The organism is Embleya sp. NPDC001921, assembly GCF_053594475.1.
This window is the reverse complement of sequence record NZ_JBSFEO010000003.1, coordinates 147,855-166,925: the sequence shown is the minus strand read 5'-3', so window position 1 is coordinate 166,925 and position 19,071 is coordinate 147,855. Positions and strand designations below refer to the sequence as shown.

Annotated in this window: 18 protein-coding genes; 10 read left to right on the top strand and 8 right to left on the bottom strand. The window is 71.7% G+C overall.

What is annotated here, in order from left to right; genetic code table 11:
* Positions 1-53 precede the first annotated feature (53 nt).
* Positions 54-848, top strand: a complete 795-nt coding sequence (locus ACWCPW_RS04195; protein WP_449760033.1) for a hypothetical protein — start codon at positions 54-56, stop codon at positions 846-848.
* Between the two features lie 280 nt (positions 849-1,128).
* On the opposite strand, the gene ACWCPW_RS04190 is transcribed toward ACWCPW_RS04195, so the two are convergent.
* The 5 genes from ACWCPW_RS04190 to ACWCPW_RS04170 all read right to left on the bottom strand — a co-directional run bounded on the left by ACWCPW_RS04190 (position 1,129) and on the right by ACWCPW_RS04170 (position 5,947).
* Positions 1,129-1,899 (bottom strand): SDR family NAD(P)-dependent oxidoreductase, encoded by a 771-nt coding sequence (locus tag ACWCPW_RS04190; protein ID WP_449760032.1) that lies wholly within the window; start codon positions 1,897-1,899, stop codon positions 1,129-1,131.
* A 258-nt stretch (positions 1,900-2,157) separates the two neighbouring features.
* Positions 2,158-3,072 carry an LPXTG cell wall anchor domain-containing protein gene (locus ACWCPW_RS04185; protein WP_449760031.1) on the bottom strand — a complete coding sequence of 305 codons (915 nt, stop codon included), beginning with the start codon at positions 3,070-3,072 and terminating at the stop codon, positions 2,158-2,160.
* A gap of 592 nt (positions 3,073-3,664) precedes the next feature.
* Complete coding sequence (locus ACWCPW_RS04180) at positions 3,665-3,973, bottom strand: hypothetical protein (RefSeq protein ID WP_449760030.1); 309 nt, start codon at positions 3,971-3,973, stop codon at positions 3,665-3,667.
* Positions 3,974-4,357: 384 nt separating this feature from the next.
* Positions 4,358-4,552, bottom strand: coding sequence for a hypothetical protein (locus tag ACWCPW_RS04175; RefSeq protein ID WP_449760029.1), 195 nt, complete (start codon positions 4,550-4,552; stop codon positions 4,358-4,360).
* A gap of 168 nt (positions 4,553-4,720) precedes the next feature.
* The gene (locus ACWCPW_RS04170; protein WP_449760028.1) at positions 4,721-5,947 is read right to left on the bottom strand and encodes a helix-turn-helix domain-containing protein; all 1,227 of its coding nucleotides are present in this window, start codon (positions 5,945-5,947) and stop codon (positions 4,721-4,723) included.
* Positions 5,948-6,197: 250 nt separating this feature from the next.
* Here ACWCPW_RS04170 and ACWCPW_RS04165 point away from each other — a divergent pair, with 250 nt between their 5' ends.
* From ACWCPW_RS04165 to ACWCPW_RS04125, 9 genes are all read left to right on the top strand, one after another.
* Positions 6,198-6,815 carry a hypothetical protein gene (locus ACWCPW_RS04165; protein WP_449760027.1) on the top strand — a complete coding sequence of 206 codons (618 nt, stop codon included), beginning with the start codon at positions 6,198-6,200 and terminating at the stop codon, positions 6,813-6,815.
* A gap of 283 nt (positions 6,816-7,098) precedes the next feature.
* The gene (locus ACWCPW_RS04160; RefSeq protein ID WP_449760026.1) at positions 7,099-8,031 is read left to right on the top strand and encodes an alpha/beta hydrolase; all 933 of its coding nucleotides are present in this window, start codon (positions 7,099-7,101) and stop codon (positions 8,029-8,031) included.
* 16 nt (positions 8,032-8,047) lie between these two features.
* Positions 8,048-8,767: a helix-turn-helix transcriptional regulator gene (locus tag ACWCPW_RS04155; RefSeq protein WP_449760025.1), complete on the top strand. Its 720-nt coding sequence runs from the start codon at positions 8,048-8,050 to the stop codon at positions 8,765-8,767.
* 286 nt (positions 8,768-9,053) lie between these two features.
* Positions 9,054-9,251: a hypothetical protein gene (locus tag ACWCPW_RS04150; RefSeq protein WP_449760024.1), complete on the top strand. Its 198-nt coding sequence runs from the start codon at positions 9,054-9,056 to the stop codon at positions 9,249-9,251.
* Positions 9,252-9,424: 173 nt separating this feature from the next.
* Positions 9,425-10,039, top strand: a complete 615-nt coding sequence (locus tag ACWCPW_RS04145; RefSeq protein WP_449760023.1) for a hypothetical protein — start codon at positions 9,425-9,427, stop codon at positions 10,037-10,039.
* A 57-nt stretch (positions 10,040-10,096) separates the two neighbouring features.
* Complete coding sequence (locus tag ACWCPW_RS04140; protein ID WP_449760022.1) at positions 10,097-10,567, top strand: maleylpyruvate isomerase family mycothiol-dependent enzyme; 471 nt, start codon at positions 10,097-10,099, stop codon at positions 10,565-10,567.
* Between the two features lie 151 nt (positions 10,568-10,718).
* A complete protein-coding gene (locus ACWCPW_RS04135; protein ID WP_449760021.1) occupies positions 10,719-10,934 on the top strand; it encodes a hypothetical protein in 216 nt (71 codons plus the stop codon).
* Positions 10,935-11,003: 69 nt separating this feature from the next.
* Positions 11,004-11,795: a hypothetical protein gene (locus ACWCPW_RS04130; RefSeq protein WP_449760020.1), complete on the top strand. Its 792-nt coding sequence runs from the start codon at positions 11,004-11,006 to the stop codon at positions 11,793-11,795.
* Between the two features lie 182 nt (positions 11,796-11,977).
* Positions 11,978-12,679 (top strand): endonuclease/exonuclease/phosphatase family protein, encoded by a 702-nt coding sequence (locus ACWCPW_RS04125; protein WP_449760019.1) that lies wholly within the window; start codon positions 11,978-11,980, stop codon positions 12,677-12,679.
* 566 nt (positions 12,680-13,245) lie between these two features.
* Here ACWCPW_RS04125 and ACWCPW_RS04120 read toward each other — a convergent pair.
* The 3 genes from ACWCPW_RS04120 to ACWCPW_RS04110 all read right to left on the bottom strand — a co-directional run bounded on the left by ACWCPW_RS04120 (position 13,246) and on the right by ACWCPW_RS04110 (position 18,997).
* Positions 13,246-16,629 (bottom strand): hypothetical protein, encoded by a 3,384-nt coding sequence (locus ACWCPW_RS04120; protein ID WP_449760018.1) that lies wholly within the window; start codon positions 16,627-16,629, stop codon positions 13,246-13,248.
* Positions 16,630-17,420: 791 nt separating this feature from the next.
* Positions 17,421-18,290 (bottom strand): hypothetical protein, encoded by an 870-nt coding sequence (locus ACWCPW_RS04115; RefSeq protein WP_449760017.1) that lies wholly within the window; start codon positions 18,288-18,290, stop codon positions 17,421-17,423.
* Positions 18,290-18,997 carry a nucleotide-binding protein gene (locus tag ACWCPW_RS04110; protein WP_449760016.1) on the bottom strand — a complete coding sequence of 236 codons (708 nt, stop codon included), beginning with the start codon at positions 18,995-18,997 and terminating at the stop codon, positions 18,290-18,292. The genes ACWCPW_RS04115 and ACWCPW_RS04110 overlap by 1 nt, the downstream gene beginning before the upstream one ends.
* Between the last annotated feature and the right edge of the window lie 74 nt (positions 18,998-19,071).

Here is a 19,071-nt window from a genome sequence, read left to right as displayed (position 1 = left end):
TTCGCGCCAGGCGGCGCACGCGAGTTCGCGGGTTCGCCGTGACGGTGTGCGCGTTGGCCGTGTTGGCCGGCTCCACGGCGTGCGGCGGAGACGACAAGAAGAAGGCTGCCGCGCCGCTTCCGGCGAGCGGATCGCAGACCCCCGGGTCGGCGTCTTCGGCCGCGCCCGGCACGCCGCCGGTGCCCGGGGCCACGGGGGCCACGGGGGCCGCCTCGCCGACCGCGGCCTCGACGGGCAAGCCGTTGCGGCCGTGCGCACCCGTCACCGCGACCGACAAGCCCACGCGCGGGACGCTCACCCGTGAGGATCTGCGCTCGGCGCAGACCGACCCCAAGCCGGTGACCGTCGACGAGGTCTTCGGCGTCGCCCAGCTTCCCTACAAGTACCAGGGCGGCACACTGACCCGGACCTGCGTGAAGGTCCTGGAGGACTGCAGCCCGATGGCCTCCGGCGAAGCCGCCGAGCTGATCAAACGACTGGGCTGCGTGCGCGCGGTCTCCGCGCTGTACGTGGACAAGGCCAACAACGTGCAGACGACGGTCGGCGTGCTCACGATGCCCACCGCCATCGCCGCGGCGACGCTCGCCCAGTCCAACGCCGGCTACTACAACCAGGTCACTCCCCCGACCAACCGGGAGACCGAGGTGTTCGCGCCGGAAGCCGCCTACACCTGGATTCACGAGTCGCTGTACCGCTACTTCATCTACGAGATGACCGGGCGCATGGACGGCAAGGACCGCGATCCCGGCGAGGTCGCCAAGCACACCGCGGCCACGAACGCGGTCTACCACCTCGTCGGCGACTCCCTCGACCGCCGAGCCGCGGGAGAACCGTCCCAGTCGCGGTGACGGCCACGGCGGGCCGGGGGTTCGCCTGACCGGGCTTCGCCCGGCCGGGGGTTCGCCTGGTAGGGCGGTGGCCTGGTAGGGCGGTGGCCGACGACCCGGTCCACCACGGTTGGGCAACCGTGGTGGACCGGGTCGTTTGCTTTGCGCGTGCTGCGCGATTGCGGGCCTCGCACCTTGGGCGCTGATCGTGCCGTTCGCGCCGTTCGTGCCGTTCGTTCTGTTCGTGCCGTCAGTGCCGTCGGTGCCGTTCGTGCCGTCGGTGCTCCCGCCGCGAGTCGCGTCAGCCGGCGGTCAGGCCGCTGTCGTTGTGCAGGATGGCGCCGTGCACGTTGCGGGCCTCCTCGGAGGCCACGAAGGAGAACATCGCGGCGATGTCCTCCGGCTGGGCCATCGGGCGCGGCGTCATCGCCCGGCCGACCAGATCCCAGTCGACGTCCGCCGGCATCTGGTAGTTGGCGACCAGGTTGGTGTCGATCCCGCCCGGCGCGATCGCGTTCACGCGCAGCGGCTGCTTGGCGAACTCCCAGGCCAGCGACCGGGTCAACTGCACCACGGCGCCCTTGCTCATGGTGTAGACCACACCGTACGCCAGGCCCATCACACCGGCGTTGGACGCGATGTTGACGACGTTGCCGGAACGCTCGAGCAGGTGCGGGATGGCCGCCTGGCACATGAAGAAGTAGCCGTCGATGTTGACGCCCATCATCCGCCGGTAGTCCGCCTCGGTGACCTCCAGGACGTGCTCGGCACGCGCGATGCCGGCCACGTTGCCCAGTACGTCCAGCCCGCCGAACTCGGCCACGGCCGCGGCCACCGCCGCGAAGCACTCGTCCCGGTCCGCCACGTCGGTGACCCGGGTGACGACCTTCCCCGCGAGCCCGGCCGCCAGTTCCGCGGTCTCGGCCAGCGCCGCCGCCGCGATGTCCAAGGCGAAGACGTTCGCACCCTCCGCGGCCAGGCGCAGCGTGGTCGCGCGGCCGACCCCGGAACCCGCTCCGGTGACCACCGCGGTCTTGCCGTCGAACCGGCCGGACACGTGGGCTATCGACATACGTTCACTCCATCGGACGAGAGCGGTATGGGACGCGAAAGGGCGCCCACGACCAGAGGTGACGGATCGTGCCACAGGCGGGTTGGGGAAACCAGGGTCATCGGCGAGGCGGCGGGATGTCGCCGACGAACCCGCCCTACGCACGAGTACGGCCCGGCCGGGATGTCCCGGCCGGGCCGTACGTCTTGCCGCCGGCGGGCCCTGTCGAGGCTCCGGAGTGGGAGTCCCGGGTGGCCCGCCGAGTGGTGGTTGTGTGGATTACGCGGTGGTGCCGGTGCCGGTCGTATTGCGGCGGCGGCTCCAGGCGAAGGCGCCGAGGCCACCGACCAAGAGCACGCCGGCCGAGGCGCCGAGCACGATCGCGCTCGAGTTGTCCGAACCGGTCTCCGCGAGCGACGCGGGGGCCGTGTCGTCGACCGGGGTCACCTCGGGCTTGCCGACGGGCGGCGTGCTGCTGGTCTCCTCGACGGCGGGGGCCGAGGACGAGGTCGCGGGCTTGCTGGTCTCCACCGGCGGCTTGGTGGATTCCGTCGGCGGCTTGGTTGTCTCGACGGGCGGCTTGGTGGTCTCCACCGGCGGCTTGGTGGTCTCCACCGGGGGCTTCGTCGTCGGCGGCTTGGTCGTCGGCGGCGTCGTGGTCGGCGGCGTCGTCGGCGGGGCGCACTTGTCGCCGCCGTTCCACGCCGTGATCAGGTTGGCGATCGTGCTGCGGGGGTACGCCGGCAGCGGATTGGCCACGCCGTCGTACTTCTTGCCGTTCCCGTACAGGTCGACCTGCCCGAAGCAGGTCGGCCGGTACGCGCTGACGTCGAGGGTGACCTTCGGGTTGTTCTTGCTGAGCTTCTTGGAGTCCCAGCCGAGGAACTTCTGGGTACCCGAGGTCGGCCAGGTCGGGCCCTCGGTGTTGTACGAGGCCAGCGACACCGCGTACTCGCACTTGTTCTTCGGCTTGTCCTTGAGCCGAACCTCGATCCGGGTCACCAGGGTGCCGTCCATCCGGCCGCTGGTGGTCCAGTGCTTGCCGCCGTCGAGCGAGTACTCCACGCCGACCCGGGCGCAGGTGTCGTGGTCCTTCTTGGCCTCGGCGGTACCGGCCATGACGACCGGCAGCGCGAGCGCGAGTACACCGACGCCGACGGCGCCCGATATGTGCCTGCTGATGTGCAGCTGCACTGAAGTGCTCCTGAACTGGAAGGGGGTGCCTGCTTCGGAACGAGCCCGCGCCCGTCGTCCGACGAACGTCCGACGAACGTCCGCAGAGCTCGCAGAGCTTGGCGAGCCCGGAGGACGTGGAGAGCGTGGAGAACGTGCAGGGAGCGTGAAAGACGGTCGGTCGGACGAACGGACAATCCCGGGGTTGCCCCGAAGGCTTGGATTATGTCGGCTCGGGTCACGAGCGCGAGGCGGGACCCCGGGCTGACGGGGCCTCGGCCTTCATCCGAGTATGAGCACGTCTACTGTGCGTGCCCAACTCCCGCGTCGGTGCGCCGAGTTACCCGGCCGGGCTCGCCGAGCGCCGCACCGACGACGGCGGTGGGCGTCACGTTCGGGACCGGACGTCCTACCCACCGGACACCGCACGCGCACTCATCGGGCACCCGCAACTCGCGGACCGGCGCACTGCTGGGCGGCCCCACTCACAGGACCCGAACTGTTCACCCTCGCCGCACAGCCGGACATCTTCTCGACCATCGCGCGAGGCCCTTCCGGCGGCGCTGAACCGGCAGACCACCCGACCGGCGGCGGGCACGGCCGAGATGTGCGATCACCGCAGCGTGTTGCCGTGGCGGAGGAACTCGGGCAGCCACGACGGCGCTCGCGTGCGATCGGTCATCGCCCTGTACCGGGCGGACATCGCCTCGTCGTTCCGCTCGACCTCCGCGCGCAGAATGTCCGTGCGCTCGTTCTGGTCGGCGTGCGCCAGGAGAGCCCCGACCAGCGCGGGCAACGTGCCGGTGGACACGGCGAACGTCTGCCACCGATACTCGCCGGTCGGCAGTTCGTACTGCGCCCCCAGCAGGTCGGGGTCGTACTCGAATCGAAGCAGCTTCCAGTCACGTTCGGGCCGAATCATGGCCTCTCCTCCAGGTGTGGGTGGGGTGGGGTGGGGTGGTCGTGGCAGTCGTGGCCGCGTCGGTCGGGCGAACCCCGGCCGGGCGAGAGCGACGAACCCGGTCCCGCAACCGCGCCGGTGGCCGCGGGACCGGGCGCGCCGCCGCCCGCAGGTGACGTCTGCGGGCGGCACCGGGCGGGACTCACCCACCCGAGTTCGAGATCCGACCGACCGGCGGAGTCGGAAACGTCCGCATCAGATACATCCGGGACTCGTGCACCAGCGCCGTGAGCTCGGCCCGCGTCACGTCCAGCGGCGCACGGCCGGGGACTTCGATCCGGATCGGATGGTGCTCGTCACCTGAGGGACCGACGTGGATGACGGCCGCGGTGGACCGATCCACGGTCACCTCGTCACCGACGGGCGCACCACGTCGACCAGGTCGGCCACCTCGGGCCCGGACAGGACGAGATCCAGGTGCTCGATGGGCTCGTCCACGGCGTAGAGCGTTATCCCCAGCCGCAGTTCGCCGGTCTCGGAGTCGAGCTTCGGGCGGACGTCCGGGGTGAGCGCAGCGTGCGTGCACTGATGGTGAGGCATGGCATCCCTCGCGGTGGCGGCGGACAGTGCCGAGACCGTAACCGAATGCACACGCAGCGACAGGGACGGATTGTCCCCCTATGCGGAGGGGACGATCCGTCCCTGTCGTCGCCGTTCTTGCCGTTGGCGCAGTTGGCGCAGTTGGCGCAGTTGGCATCGTCGAATGAGTCAGCCCTCGACGACCCCTACGTTCTCCGCGAGTTCCACCACCTCACGCCGAAGCGGACCTCGTGTCGTGCGCCACAACTCGGCGACCACTCCACGCGCGGCCGGGGTGTACCTGACCGCCTCCGGGCCCACACCCACCGCCCGTTGCATCAAGTGCAGCGCCGCCGTGTGTTCGCCCCGCTGAACGTGGCTGCGGGCGCTCTCCGTCCACAACCTCGACTGGCGCTCCATGGACGGCATGCTCTCCGGGTCGATGCGATCCGCGTACTCCAGCGCGGTGCCCGCGCGCAGCAGATCGGCCGCCACCGACACGGCGTGGATGTCGACGTTCGGCCGTCCGAACACGGTCCACGGGTGCAGGTAGCCCGCCGGCAGGCTCTTCGCGGTGGCGTCGCCGCGCTGCCAGTGTGCCCAGGCGTCGCCGTCGTGGCCGTGCTTCGCGTGGGTGATCGCCGCGTGCAGTTGCAGCGCGCCGTACAACCCACGGGCGTCGTCGCCGAGATCGTCCAGGTGCGGGCGCATCACCTCGGCGGCGTCGACCACCACGGCCAGCGCCTCGTCCCCGTCGGCCGTCTCGCGCAACGCGTTTCCGTAGCACCAGGCCGCGCCGGCCAGGGCTTCCGGGGTATCCGCGTACTGCGCCGACGACATCCCCCGGTCGGCCACCACCCACACGAGTTCCGCCGGGGCGATGTACGCGATGTGCTGCTGCGCCAGGTGGTAGATCGTCGCGAGCACCGCGTACGCGTCGCGGCGCTGCGGCCCGTCCAGGGCGCGGACCGCGATCTCGCCGGCACCGATCAGGTCGGGCAACAGTTCCCCGACCTCGGTGCGGTTGTACCGGGACGAGTGCCACAGCCGCCAGGCCGCATCGACGCGGGCACGGAGCGCGGGGACGTCCGGTGGCGCATCCGGGCGCACCGCCGAGTAGTTGCGCTTCTTGATCGCCGCCCAAATGGCTGGGATCGACTCGTGGTGCAGGGCTGGGGACACGGGCTGCATCACCTCTCCGGTGCCGGTCAGGACCCCGAGGTCCGTCACTCCGAGTGCGGACGCCAGCCGCAGGATCAGCCGGTAGTCGCGCAGTTCACGCTCGCCGCTCTCGATCTTCTTCAGCCAGTCGGGGCCGCGACCGCACAGACCGGCCAGAACGGGTCGACTCATGCCTCGCCGCGTCCGCAACCACTCGATCCGCTCGCCCGTCGACAGGTCAGCCGGCACATCCATGGATGCCCCCAGAAGGTGGTGTGTGAGCCTTTGGCCACGGTACGCCGCAAACGACCGGCATGAAGCTCCGATCGCCCCCACAACCGCAACCTCGACGGTCGGCCCGGTGTGGCACATGCGGCGCGGATAGCCAACCCCCGCACGTTGTTGCCATATCGCTGACGCCGGGATCGGCGAGGAACATGTACGTGGGTGAGACTGTGGGCCCGAAGCGCGGCTTGTGCACCATGTCACCATGTCGGGAGTGGGCATGCATCAACGCGAAAGCGTCGGCGCTCTCGTCGCACGGAGAGGACGCGCCGATGTCGAGGGGGTCGCCGCCATTCTCCGTGCCGAACACCCCGACGGCCTGGCTGTGCGCGTCGCGCATGAATGGCTTCTCGCCGATGCTCCCCAGGTGTACGAGATGCGATCCGGCCGACGAGTGGGAATCGCGCTCGCCGACACCATTCGCGAGCGCGGCGATCGCCTGCGGCGACTGGACGACGTCGTGGGCGGCAACGACCTGTACCCGGCGATCGCCACCGAACTCGCGGACACCGTCACCGTCCTCCGCGAGGGCGCCTACACGGAGGAGACCGGCCGTGCACTGCTGACCGTCGGCGCCGAACTCGCCCAGCTCGCCGGGTGGGTCGCCTCCGACATGGGGCGGAACGCGCAGGCCGAACGCGACTACCTCGCGGGGGTGCAACTCGCGCACGCCGCGGGGAACCGACCGCTGGCCGCGAATCTGTTGTCGACGCTGTCGTATCAGGTGGCCAACACGGGCAATCCGAGCGAGGCCGTGCTGATCGCCCGGTCCGCCGAGGCCGGAGGACGCCGCGACGCCACGCCGAACATCCGCGCCCTGCTGCCGACGCGCGGCTGACGCTGCTCGCCGAGCGACTCGCATTGCACGGGGCGTCCGGGGCTGTCGGGGAGTTCGTCGAGCGATATGCGGAGGCGGTCACACAGGGACCGCCGAGCCCGGCTCGATGACCGAGGCGAGGCGAGGCGAGACGAGGCGAGACCGACCGTTGCCTGGTCGCCAGAGCCGTAGCCGCGCACCCGGCTTCGGGCCCGACGCGAGACCGGGAACATGACCCGGATCACAGAGAAGACGGAGAAAGGGTGACAGGGGGTTGTCGCGGGCGGCTGCGACCGTCGACGGCATGACGATCACGGATGAGGACTGCCTCCCCGAAACCCTGGCCTTCAATGAGCAGTTCGAGGCTGCCGCCGCGAGCCGGCCGGCTCGGGCGCAGGCGCCGAGCCCGGCCACGCTGGCGCTCCTGCGGCGCAACCGGCTCGGCGGCGACACGCCACCTGTGCGGCTGCCGCACGGCCGGGACCGCGTCGTCGACGGCGGAGTGAAGGTGCGGGTCTTCGTACCGGACCACGTCGACGGCGTATACCTGCACATTCACGGAGGCGGCTGGGTATTCGGGTCCGCGGGCGGACAGGACGAGCGGCTTTGGCAGCTCGCCGAGCAGGCGCGGCTGGCCGTGGTCGGCGTCGAGTACCGCCTCGCACCGGAACATCCGTTCCCCGCCGGGCCCGACGACTGCGAGGCCGCTGCCCGGTGGCTGGTGAAACACGCCGCCGCCGAGTTCGGTACCGAACGGCTGCTGATCGGTGGCGAGTCGGCCGGCGCCCACCTGAGCGTCCTGACCCTGCTGCGCCTTCGCGACCGGTACGGCATCACCGGCGCGTTCCGGGCGGCCCATCTGCTCTTCGGCCCGTACGACCTGTCGATGACACCGAGCCAGCGCAGGTTCGGCTCCCGACAGTTGCTGAGCAACACCGACACGCTTCGAAGCGGCTATGAGCTGTTCACTCCGGGGATGGTGGAAGAGCAGCGCCGTGCACCGGAGGTCTCGCCCCTGTTCGCGGATCCGACCGGCCTGCCGCCCGCCCGGATCGTCGTCGGAACCGAGGATCCGCTGCTGGACGACTCGCTGTTCCTGGCCGCACGATGGCAGGCGGCGGGCGCGCCCGTGCAGCTCGGTGTCGTCGCCGGCGCGATGCACGGCTTCACGCTGTTTCCCCTGACCATCACCGAGCGGGAGCTGCGCCGACAACGGGACTTCCTGGCCTCCGCGTGAAGGTAGCGTCGACGGCATGAAACGCACTGCGCGGCTGTACGCGCTGGTCGAAGAGTTGCGCGCGGCGGCGCCGCGGCCTCTGACGGTCGCGACGCTCGCCAAGCGGTTCGAGGTCGGCACCCGCACGGTACAGCGCGACTTGCAGACACTGATGCAGACCGGTGTCCCGGTGCGCTCCATACCCGGGCGCGGCGGCGGCTGGTCGATCGACCCGAAGACGACCCTGCCCCCGATCCGCCTCACCGTCGACGAGGCCTCCGCGCTGACCGCCGCACTGGCCGCGGCCGACGCCTCCACCCCCTACGCCGGCGCGGCCCGCACGGCGGCGCAGAAGATCGTGGCCTCGATGACCGGCCCCGCCTCGATGGCGGCCCGGGAACTCGCCGCACGAATCGTCACCCTGCCGACACCCGGCGACTCGGCGATCCGTACCGCGGTGGAGCGCGCCCTCGCCGACAACCTGGTGCTGCGACTGTCGTACACCGACGCGACAGGACACCGAAGCGACCGCGTCGTGGAACCGGCCGGGCTGCTCACCGCCGACGGCCGCTGGTACCTCATCGCCTGGTGCCGAAGCCGCCGAGCCGGCCGAGGATTCCGCCTGGACCGCATCGCCGCAGCGACGCCGACCGACGAACACGCGCTCCCCCACAACCTGACCGCCCTCCTCCTCGGCTCAGCCGCCGCCGGCGCGACACCACCCACCGCACTGGCCTCCCTGGGCCCTCCCCGATAGGAGTCCGAAGACACCACCCCGGCGAACCCGCCGGTCGAATCCGAGGCGAGTATCCCGACATCCACATCGAGCCGCCGATCCGCGTGCGGCGGGTCCGAAGGTTGGTCGGGGTTCGTCGGGTCGGGCGGTGTCGGGTCGGCGGCGGGCGGTGGGTAATGGCCTTGCGGTGTCGACGGGAGCCGGCGATGCTGAGTCGGTGCCGGGACAAGGGAAGAGAAGGCGTCGGCAGCAGGACGATGCGCGGCGAGCCGCGGCTCGCTTCGCACCCGACGCGGGCCATTGGAAGGTGCTCTTCGAGACCCAGGACGAGGTGGCCTGGCGCGCGCACATCCGGGAACTCCGGGCAACGGACCGGCAGATCGACTGGTCGGCGGTGCGGATGGACACGTTCTGTGGGCGCCTGACCCATCCGACCACCCACCGGCTGAGCATCTTCGTACCGACCCCCAAGCCTCCCAATCCGGGCCGGGGCTCCGCGATGTGATCCCCCAGCGGTACGGACTGCGGGCGGCAGGCCGAAGGCCGGACGGGGGGAGGGTCGGCGGCGGGCGCGCAATCCCGATCCGTGTCATGGGGTGGTCCCCCCGGTCGGAGGCGGCGGATTCTCGAGATCGCCGGGTATCGACAGGGCGAGTGCCGGCCCTAGTCTCGTCCCTCATGGGGGCGGACATCGATGGTGCGATCGAGAGCCGCTCGGCCGACGGCCGCTGGAAGGTCGAGGTCGCGCTGTGGACCCTCGGGCTGGGGCGGGACACCAACGCGTTCCAATGTCTCTTCGGCACCGGGCGGGGTGAGGTGGGGACGGATCGTCCGCTCTTCGCCCATCGGGGGCTCCCGGACGACGTCTCGGATCCGGTGCGGGAGAGCAGTGTCTACGGCGACTGCGAGCACAGCCACACATACGCCACGTGGGCCGAGGTCGCCGCGGTCGACTGGGACGCGCCCATCACGGACGGACCCGCCTGGCTCTGGGCGGGCGAGTGGCGGTCCGGGGAGGACGGCGATCTCGTCCTGCACGACCTCGCGTGGGTTACGCCCGCCATGAACGAGGCCGCGGACGACGCCTTCGGCGGGGACTTCGACTCACCGGCGGAGTGGCCGTCGGGTGGGGAGGTGCTGCTGGACGGCGTGGTCTACCGCCCCGTGGTCCTCACGGCACGGATGTTCGTCTCGCCGGACAAGGAGAACTGGGTCGCGCTCTGGACGGCGATGCGGGACCTTGCCGCCGAACACGGGGACGAGAACGTGCGTCTGGTCGCGTGGTTCGGCTGATGTCGACCCGTGCCCGATCCGGGTTGTACACCGTAGGCGGAAGTAACGGAAACCACGGTGCTGGAACAATGGCGTACCGGCCGAACCGAGGTGGCGGCCGCGCTGCGTGACGCGCCACAGGATCGCGGATTTCCCTGGTACGGCTCGCAGGTGAGCGCAACGCTCATGGCACCGCTTCGGCTCATGGAAGTGTGGGCGCACGGGCAGGACGTTTTCGACGCACTGGGTGTCTCACGTCGTGCGACCGATCGGCTTCGGCATGGGGCCTCCTTGGGAGTGATCGGGCGAGCGCTTTCGTTCCATGCCGCCCGGCTACCTGTTCCGACGGAGCCCTTCCGCGTCGAACCGACCGACCCCGACGGCCGAACCTGGGCATGGGGCCCGGAGGACGCGACGCAACGGGTGCACGGCAGTGCCCTCGACTTCTGCCTCCGGGTCACCCAGCGCAGGTCCCGAGCCGATACCGACCTCACGGCGATCGGTGGGGACGCGCGGACGTGGCTGGACAACGCGCGCGTTTTCCTCTGAATACGGATGGGAACTCCTCGGCGACGCACCGCCGTTCCGGCACCTTTCGCGCACGCGTGGCCAGGCGGGTGCTGTCCTCGACCGGGACGACCACCGATGCCGGAGGCCTCGGACGAGTCCGCGCCACGACGGCACGGCTCGTGTCAGGACGATGCAAGCCGCCTTCGAGGACTTGTGGCCGGGCGAAAGCCACGGGCTGGTGTACGCGGCGGCGGCGCTGCATTGGACGAGCCCGGAGGGTCGGTGGTCACGCGTGGCCGCGCTGCTGGAGCCGGGTGGCGTGTTCGCCTCGTTCGGTGGGCCGGTCCGACCGGCCGACCCCGCTGTGGAGGAGGCTGTTCGCGCGGCGCGGGCGGCAAGCGCCTGAAGTGACGCCTGCCGCAGGGTGCTCCGAAATCGAAACGCCGTGGGGCGGCTGTGTGGCTACCCTGCGGGAATGCCGTACCAGCTCAACGCCGTCATTGGAATTTTCGACCTGCTCAGGAGCCGGACTGCCGGGACTCGGGCAGCGGCTGTCGCCCCGCTCCGACAGCGCATGGGGCTGGTGCCTGTCCCCAAACAGCTCCTCGAGGAGCCGGCCGGTCGGCCTACCAGTCAGGATGGCGTCGGGCCCGGTCAACCATTCACCGTGATGTCCCCGGCCTTCGAGCAGACCTTGAGCGACTGGTCCCGGGGCGGGCCGATCGCCTACGTGGAGGCCGACTTCCACGGAGGAGACGGATACCAGACCGCTGCCGTGTGGCGAACCGGCGTGAAGGCGTGGGGTCCGGCCCATACCCGGGACTTCACCGGTCCGCGGGAAGACTGGCCGATCAATGCCGCGCTCGCCCTGCTCGATGTCGTTCCGAGCGGTTCCGAAGTAGCGAGCCACCACGACCTGTTCCTGGAGGCGGGGCTTGGTGGGGAACAGGACATGGACGGCTGGCAGTCGGCCGGCCGGGCTGCTCGATGGGCGGCAACCTACGACGAGTGGCATGCGGAGCACGAGAGAACAGCCCGTGCTGCTGCGGAGTTCGAGAAATACAGGAGGCTCCCGAACGTTCCGGTGGCTCTGGACGGTAAGGCGATCATGGAGCTGCTCGGCCTACCTCCGGGCCCACTGATCGGTGCGGCCACTCGCCATCTGCAAGATCTGCATCTCGAACGCGGCCCGCTGTCACGGGAAGAGGCCGCAACCCGGCTGCGGACCTGGGCCGTGGAGCAAGACACGGGGCGCCGAGGCCGGTGATCGGGCACATCCATCCGGGCCAACCGGTCGGCGTCGGTGACCTTCCAGGACTGGACCAGGTAGGTGTCGCTCACGTCGTCGTAGTACCGGGTCGGGCTTCCGTTGTACGAGACCGGGTCGGCCGGCTCGGCCGTCGGTGGGGAGGCTGTCATGGGGTGGTGGCGTCAGTAGTATGGCGAATCGTGATCACCGCAGCGACCTGGAATGTGCTCCATCGAATCCACGCGGAAAATTGGGCTGAAGCGGCGGCGGAGCACTGGCCGGACGAATCGAAGCGGATTGCCGCCGTCACGGCTCGCGTTGCGGAACTCGATGAGCACGCTGTCGCTCTGCAGGAAGTAAGCGGCGACCAACTTGCCAGTCTGCAAGGCGCGTTGACTGGGCGTACCGTGTACGCAATGCGCTATCCGCGCGTCCCTGGAGTACGTATCGGAACGTCGACGCTCACCGACCCCTGCGAGTACCTCGTGCTGGTGATACGGGGGGAGGCCGATCAGGTGGCCGCGGACGCGTTCGACGATGATCCCGGCAAGGGGCTCCTTGCGGTGCGGACCGACCGTGCGCTCGTCGTGGCGACGCACGTGAGCTTCGGCCGACAGCAGCCGCGTCAACTGGCGCGCCTGGCGGAACTGACCGCCGCCTCGGCGGGACCGGTCGTTGTACTCGGCGACTTCAATGCCGCGCGCCGCACCGTGGCCGCCGGCCTCGGCCCGCACTTCAGTGTCGCGGAACTCCCCCCGGGGTCGCCCCCGACTCGACCGGGCGGACGGACCCCGCACATCGACCATGTGGCCGTACGGGGCGCCGCCATCAAAAACGTGCTGGTCGACTCGGTCGACGGCCTGTCGGACCACAACATTCTGCGTGTCGAAGTAACGGCGTAACGACCGCCGACGGCTCTTGGACGGGGCCTGCCGGTGCTGTGACCGGAAGTGTTCGTGGGGTTGCTGATCGCGAAGTACCTGGCGCGGCGCCGATCGACCGACCACGCGGGCCGCGCGGGCCGCGCCGGCCGTCCCGAGCTCGTGCTGCCATGCGGTCGTCGTCGTGTCGGTGCGACCGGTCATGCTGTGGGAGGCCGTCGTTGCTGCGACCGGCCATGTTCGCCGCAGGGTGGTGGACGCGTCGGCCCGGCCTCCGTCGCCGGAGGTCGGGCCGACGTTCAAGGAGCAGGACTCGGGAATCGGGCAACCGGTCGACGTGCGTGGTCGAGGTGCGCGCGATTGCGGAACCCACCGTGCGCAGCGTGCCGTGTGGCGGGCCGCGAAACGCGAGACGGTGCACTCGGTGAACGGGCCCGGTCACCGGTCACCAATACCCGGCGAGGAGTTCGGGCGAACCCTCGACGTCACGACCACCACCGACATGCGCCGGGATCTCGGTTGTGTGAGTTCACTTCTCGGATGTGGGTCACCTCGGTGATGGCGGGCCGGGTGGTGGCGGCCCCGGGTCACAGGCCCGCGTCGGCCAGGTCGGGGTTGTCGGCGTGGTTGCGGCGGGCGTCGAGTTCCTCCTGGGCCAGGCGGAGCAGGCGTTGGCCGGTGCGTTCGCTGACGCCGAGGCTGCGGCCCACGGCGGCGCCGGTCAGGTCGGCTTCGGCGGCGAGGAGGGCGGCGAGGCTGAGGACTCGGGGGTCACGGCGCGCGGCGGTGGTGAGCGCCGCGCCGTCGGCGACGCGGCCCTGGAGTGCGACGTCGTAGTCGATGGAGGTTGCCGGAGACGTTTCGATCGGGTCGCCGGCAGGCGGCTCCGACGGCGTGTCGGGTGTCGCCGACACGGAATCGGCGCCGCCGGCCGCCGACTTGGCCGGGGCCGACCGGCGTGACGGTGCGACGTCGGGTTCCGCGCGGCGGTTGGCGGGCGGGGCGGGCATGTCCGGGAGTGTCGGATCCGATGGCGGCCGGTGTGCGCCGCTGCCGGAATCGGCATTGGGCGCCGTGTCGGGTGTCCGGCCGCGTGGTGCCGCCATGGCGGGTGTCGGGTCGCCGGGCGCCGCCATGTCGGGGTCGCCGTCGTGTCGGGGGCTCCGCCCGTGGCGGGTGGGACGAGCCGACACGGGTGTCGCCCCCGTACCGGAGCCACTCCCCGCCATGTCGGGTCGGACCGCTCCCGACGCGCTCACGCCGCCGCCGGCATCGCGAGGCCGGTTGGGAATGTCGGGCGAACCGGGACTCGCGTCCGGGTACGAACCCGCCATGGCGGGCGACCCGACGGCGCCGTCCTCGTACCTGTTCGGAGCCGCCGGCGACATGCCCGACGTGGCGGGTTGCGGCGTCCCCTCCCAGCGCACCTCGGTCGTCGCGCGATGGTGCAGATCACCGACCTCCCACGACCGGCCATCCCCCTCCCCGCGCACGCCGGCATCGGGCAGTCGCCCCTCGGGAGCCACCACGTCGAACCCCGGCCCTCCCCCGACACCCGACGCCGAACCCGAGCCCGACGCCGAACCCGACGACCCGCCACCGGTGTCCTGCCCCGAGGCGACAGGACGCGCGCCGGCGACACCCGACACGCGATCCGACTCCGACTCGGAGTCCTCGGACCACGTACCCGCCATGTGGCGACGCGTACTGCCGCCACCGAACGACTCGGGCCCCGCCACCGCGTCGGCCCCCGCCACCGCATCCGACACGTCCGGGTCCGGACCCGCGACCTGCCGACGCGCACCCGCCGCCGTGCCCCGAGGCGCGGCCGTATCGCCGGACACCTCGGCTTCCGTGACATCACGGCGCGTGCCGGACTCCGGCCACGTGCCGAGGTCGCCGAGGTCGCCGCCGTACGCGCCCCCGCCACCGGACGCCCCGGCCGGTGCCTCGGGAGGCGGGTACACGTCGCCGTACGCATCCGTCCCCACGAAGTGCCGACCGTCACCCGCGGGTTCCGGCCCGGTCCCCCGCTCGTGCACGCCGGCGCCGGCCGAAAGGTCGGGCCCACCTCCGCGCGGCCCGGCCATGGCACCCGCCTCGCGGTGGCCGGCGCCAGGCGCGAGCGGCGCGATCCGCGCTCCGGGAGGCAAGCCCTCGTCGCCCGGCGGAGTCGTCGCCAGGTCCGGGGCCCAGCCCACGGCGGCCGGTGCGGACTCCACCGCGGCTTCGCGTGCTGCGCCGGGACGCCGTTGCGGGCGGCCCAGCGCGGCGAAGTCGGGCTGGGCGGCCGCCGGACCCGGGGGACGCTCGTACCGGGAGCCGTGCCCACTCGACGAGTCCTCGGTCACGCCTCGGGTCCGATCTCCGTCATCCGAGTCCCCGTCGCCCGCCTCCGCCCGACGCGGCTCACCGGCTCGCGGCGCCCCCGCCCCGGCGCCCGACGACCGGGTCGAGCCCTCGGTGCCCGCCGAAGCCATCGCCGCTTCCCGGGCCCAGCCTTCCGGGCCGCGCGGCCCGTTCGACGTACCTCGGGTCGCCTGCCCCCCGGCACCGAGAGACGCCGGACCCGAGACCCTTGGCGACCGAGCCCCCGCCCCCGGACCCGACTCGACGCCGCCCGGCCAGGTGGCCACCACACCGTCACGCGGGTCCCCGGCACGCGCCGACCCGACCGTCCCGCCGACCAGCAGGTCTCCGGCGCCCGGCCACCCGATCCTCGTCCCCTGGCGCCCCGCCTCCCCGTCTCCACCGTGCGCGGGCGAGGACGAAGAGGAAGGCGCGCCCACGGCTGCGCCACGGCCCGAGCCGTTCACGCCCGACGAGGCGGCAGTCGTACCGCGCTCCGAAGCCTCGTCCTCCGACGATCCGTCACCCATGGAGGAAAACCCGGCCTCCGGCTGTGCGCCGGCGGAGACCGCGACGCCGGCAACCCGGCCCGTGGCGGTCGGATAGGCGTGCGGTTCGCCGGCCTGCGGGTGCGTGGAACCCGTGCCGAGGTGCGGCCGGCCGCCGCGCTGTCGGGGAATGGCGGTGGCGTCCGGCGCGGGCCAGCTCATGTTCGCGAGCCGGCCCACGTCGACCAGGATGCGCAGTTGTGGCAGTACGGCGGCCTCCACCTCGGCGTCGGCCAACCGGACGCGCGCCGCCGTACGTTGCGCGAAGGCCTCGGCGCGACGGTACCTGCGCTCGGTCCCGCGCTTGGGGCGGGAGACGCCCCCGTCGACCAGTGCCGCACGGGCCTCGGTGGCCTGGCGCAGGCGGTACAACGCGCGTGCCGCGCGGCGCTCACGGACACGTTCGGTCGCGTCGGCCGCGCCGAGGTGTTCGTCACCCGCCAGCTCGGCCAGGACCAGGACGCGTTCGATCGGGTGCAACCAGCGGATCAACCCGATTCGACGGTCGGCGCGTTCGGTCCGCGCGTGCCGCTCCTCGGCCAGGCCCAGCTCCCACAACACCGCCGCGATCGGCGCCCAGATGCCGAGCGCGAACGCCTCGCCGAGGTTGTCGCCCTCGCTGGCCGACATCGACGCGGACAACAGCGCCAGGACCCACACCAAGGCCCCCGACAGCCCCGCCGCGGCGCCCCGCGACGCCCGCCTGCGCGCCCGCAGCGCACACACCACGGCCGCGAAGTCCAGCGCGACGAACGGCAGATACGCCCACGGGCCGTGCAGACCCATGACGTCCCGGCCGAACTTGCCGAGTTGGGCCGCCGACAGGCCCGCCGCGGCCGCCGCGACCGCCGCCGTCAGCAGGTCCTCGACGCGCCTCCCGCGCCGGTCCCGGGTCGCGGACCGGTCGCTCTCCAGCGCCTTGCGGGCCTCCTCCGGCAGGGCCGCGACGCGGGCGCGTTCGGCGATCGCGCGGCGGCGGGCGCGTTCGATGAGGACGATCGAGGCCAGCACGACGAGGGCTCCGGCCAGGTAGGGCCAGTGCCGGGACCAGTCCCAGCGCGCGAGGTCCAGCATGTCTGCGACAACTCCTTCGTCCCGCGCGCGAGGCACGGGTCCGAGTCGGGAAGTGCTCGTTTCGGTGAGTGATTCGGGCCGCGGAGGAGCGAACGCCGGGTGGGCGATCCGACGGTCGGTGGGAGCTTCCCTCGGCGGCGGCGTCCTTCGGCCGGAGACTGGATTTCGGGTGAGGGACCGTCCTTCGGTGGAGGAGGCTACCTGCGTGGTGGATGAACCCGGCTTCGCGGTACGCGGCTCGGCCTTCGACGGCCGCTTCGACGTCCGGTCGGTGATCCGCGGTCACGTTCCGGAGCCACCTTTCGAGAAGTCGCCCTTGGAGATGTCACCTTCCGGGAAGTGACCTTCCGAGGCCATCGGTGACAGGCGATCCGGCCGCCGGGGACGATCCGATCAGGTACCGCAGACATCCGCTCCGCCGCACCCGTGGCGATATCCGCCCGTACGCCGGCCGGACGCGCGCGGCGGGCGCGTCGGCGGTACGCACGCACCGGCACCCGTCCCCGCCGACCGCGCCCGGCCGCCCCACGCGCTTGCCCCGTACTCGCGGCACGTGCGGAACGCGGGGGGCAGAACGCGGGAAGCCGGAACCGACGGCAGGCGGCCGGCGGCGCAACGCGGGAGGCACCCGCACGCGTGCGACGAAGGCAAGAGTCGCCGGGCCCCGAAGGACGCACAGACACACCCCGGCACATCGCCACGCACGCACGAGCGCCCGCCCGGCTGCAACGACTCACCGGGTGAGTCCAATTGGACTCACCCGACGGTCCTGCTCGGGCGGCGTGCGGCGCCTACGCGGGCACCGCGCTCCGGTCCGCGCTCGACCCCGGCCCCGACCCCGACCGCGACCCCGACCCCGCATCGCCGTCCGGACGACCCGCGACATCGACTGCGCCCGGGACACCGGCACGGCCTTCGGCTTCGCCCTCGGCAAGCTCCCGCCGTGCCCGCGCCACCTGGCGCTCCAGCTCGTCGAGATAGGCCACCGCCGCCGCCCGGTCCTGCCGGGCCAGCGTGCTCAGCCAGCGACGCGGAATGGTGTCCGCGGCCTTGGCCGTGTAGTCGACCACCCGGTCGCCCTCGGGCTCCGGCTCGATGCCGAGCGAAGCAAGGTAGTCGCGGACCTGCTCGACCGCAGCCGCCGGGGAGAACGCCTCACCGACCGCCGCCACCGCGCCGCGCAACACCGCCGCCGTCAGCGGTACGGCTTCCGCCTCGGCGACCGTGCGGTACACCGTCACGGCAGCCTCGTTCCCGTATCGGCCCGCGAGCGGAACGAGTTCACGGACCTGGGCCTCGTTCACCGCCTTGAGGCCAATTGGACTCAACGCCTCCGCGATCGGCCAGGCCTGGATCAGCCGGTCCGCGTACCGCCGTTGCATGTCCCAGCGGTCGAGGCAGTAGTCCTCGAAGCTCTCGTAGCGGGTGCGGTACAACCGCGCGTCGCGGACGATCTGCAAGGCCTTGCCCGCCGCCCAGAACGCGACCCGCAACGTCTCGATCGCGGCCTCGCACGCGGCCAGTTGTCGCTGTTCGTCGTCGATCAGGACCGGACTGTCGGACAACGGCCGAAACGGCGCCGGCAGTTCCTTGGCCATGTCGGCGGCGGTCCGCAGTCGACGCGGCTCGGCGGCCGTCCGGGGAGTACGTTGACGGCCCATCAGATCGCCTGCTCGATCGCGAGGGCGAGCTTGTAGAAGTCCTCGCGGGCACGCAACGCGGTACCGCTCTCCTTGTACTGGGTGACCACGAGTCCGCCCTCCGCCGCATGGGCGTGGATCTTGTACTTGCGAATCGGCTCCCGGGCCCTGGGGTAGCCGCGTTCGTCTATCCACGCCTCGACCCGGGCCCGGTCGGTCTCGCCGTCGCGCGGGTCCCACAGGTTGACCACCGCGATGTACGGGATCCCCCGCGGCTTGAGCACCCGCTCGATCGTGTACTCGCTGGGCGACCAGCTCATGAACTCCGGCGTGATCGGGACCACCGCCAGGTCCGCGACCTCGAGCATGTCCCGCAGGGCGTCCGCCGCCGCGCCGTGCCCGAGCGGGTCGGTGGCGAGTTCGGCCTCGGGGTCGGTGTCCATGAATCCCGGGCTGTCCACGATGATCCGCGCGACCGCGGGATCGGCCTTCAACTCGGCGAGCATGCCGGGCTTGCCCTTGGTGGACATGTAGTCGAACGGCAGGTGTTCCTCGGGGACCCGGTCCGCCCAATCCTCCATCGACCCCTGCGGGTCGATTCCGCAGGCGACCACGGGTGCGTCGGCATCGGGGTCGAACGGCCCGGTGGGAGTGAAGTTCTGGCCCTCGACGGCGGCCAGGTTCACCGCGATCGTGCTCTTGCCGACACCGCCCTTGCGGTTGATCACGACCACGACCTTCGCTTTGGGTGGCGAAGTCGATCTGCGGGCAAGGCTCATCTGGGACCTCCGTTGGCTTCCCC

Excerpts from the sequence above, each read along its gene's own strand:
- ACWCPW_RS04175 (WP_449760029.1), bottom strand. The coding sequence starts at position 4,552 with ATGCCTCACCATCAGTGCACGCACGCTGCGCTCACCCCGGACGTCCGC.
- ACWCPW_RS04170 (WP_449760028.1), bottom strand. The coding sequence starts at position 5,947 with ATGGATGTGCCGGCTGACCTGTCGACGGGCGAGCGGATCGAGTGGTTG.
- ACWCPW_RS04180 (WP_449760030.1), bottom strand. The coding sequence starts at position 3,973 with ATGATTCGGCCCGAACGTGACTGGAAGCTGCTTCGATTCGAGTACGAC.
- ACWCPW_RS04120 (WP_449760018.1), bottom strand. The coding sequence starts at position 16,629 with ATGCTGGACCTCGCGCGCTGGGACTGGTCCCGGCACTGGCCCTACCTG.
- ACWCPW_RS04155 (WP_449760025.1), top strand. The coding sequence starts at position 8,048 with ATGAAACGCACTGCGCGGCTGTACGCGCTGGTCGAAGAGTTGCGCGCG.
- ACWCPW_RS04165 (WP_449760027.1), top strand. The coding sequence starts at position 6,198 with ATGCATCAACGCGAAAGCGTCGGCGCTCTCGTCGCACGGAGAGGACGC.
- ACWCPW_RS04145 (WP_449760023.1), top strand. The coding sequence starts at position 9,425 with ATGGGGGCGGACATCGATGGTGCGATCGAGAGCCGCTCGGCCGACGGC.
- ACWCPW_RS04135 (WP_449760021.1), top strand. The coding sequence starts at position 10,719 with ATGCAAGCCGCCTTCGAGGACTTGTGGCCGGGCGAAAGCCACGGGCTG.
- ACWCPW_RS04190 (WP_449760032.1), bottom strand. The coding sequence starts at position 1,899 with ATGTCGATAGCCCACGTGTCCGGCCGGTTCGACGGCAAGACCGCGGTG.
- ACWCPW_RS04115 (WP_449760017.1), bottom strand. The coding sequence starts at position 18,290 with ATGGGCCGTCAACGTACTCCCCGGACGGCCGCCGAGCCGCGTCGACTG.
- ACWCPW_RS04130 (WP_449760020.1), top strand. The coding sequence starts at position 11,004 with ATGCCGTACCAGCTCAACGCCGTCATTGGAATTTTCGACCTGCTCAGG.
- ACWCPW_RS04160 (WP_449760026.1), top strand. The coding sequence starts at position 7,099 with ATGACGATCACGGATGAGGACTGCCTCCCCGAAACCCTGGCCTTCAAT.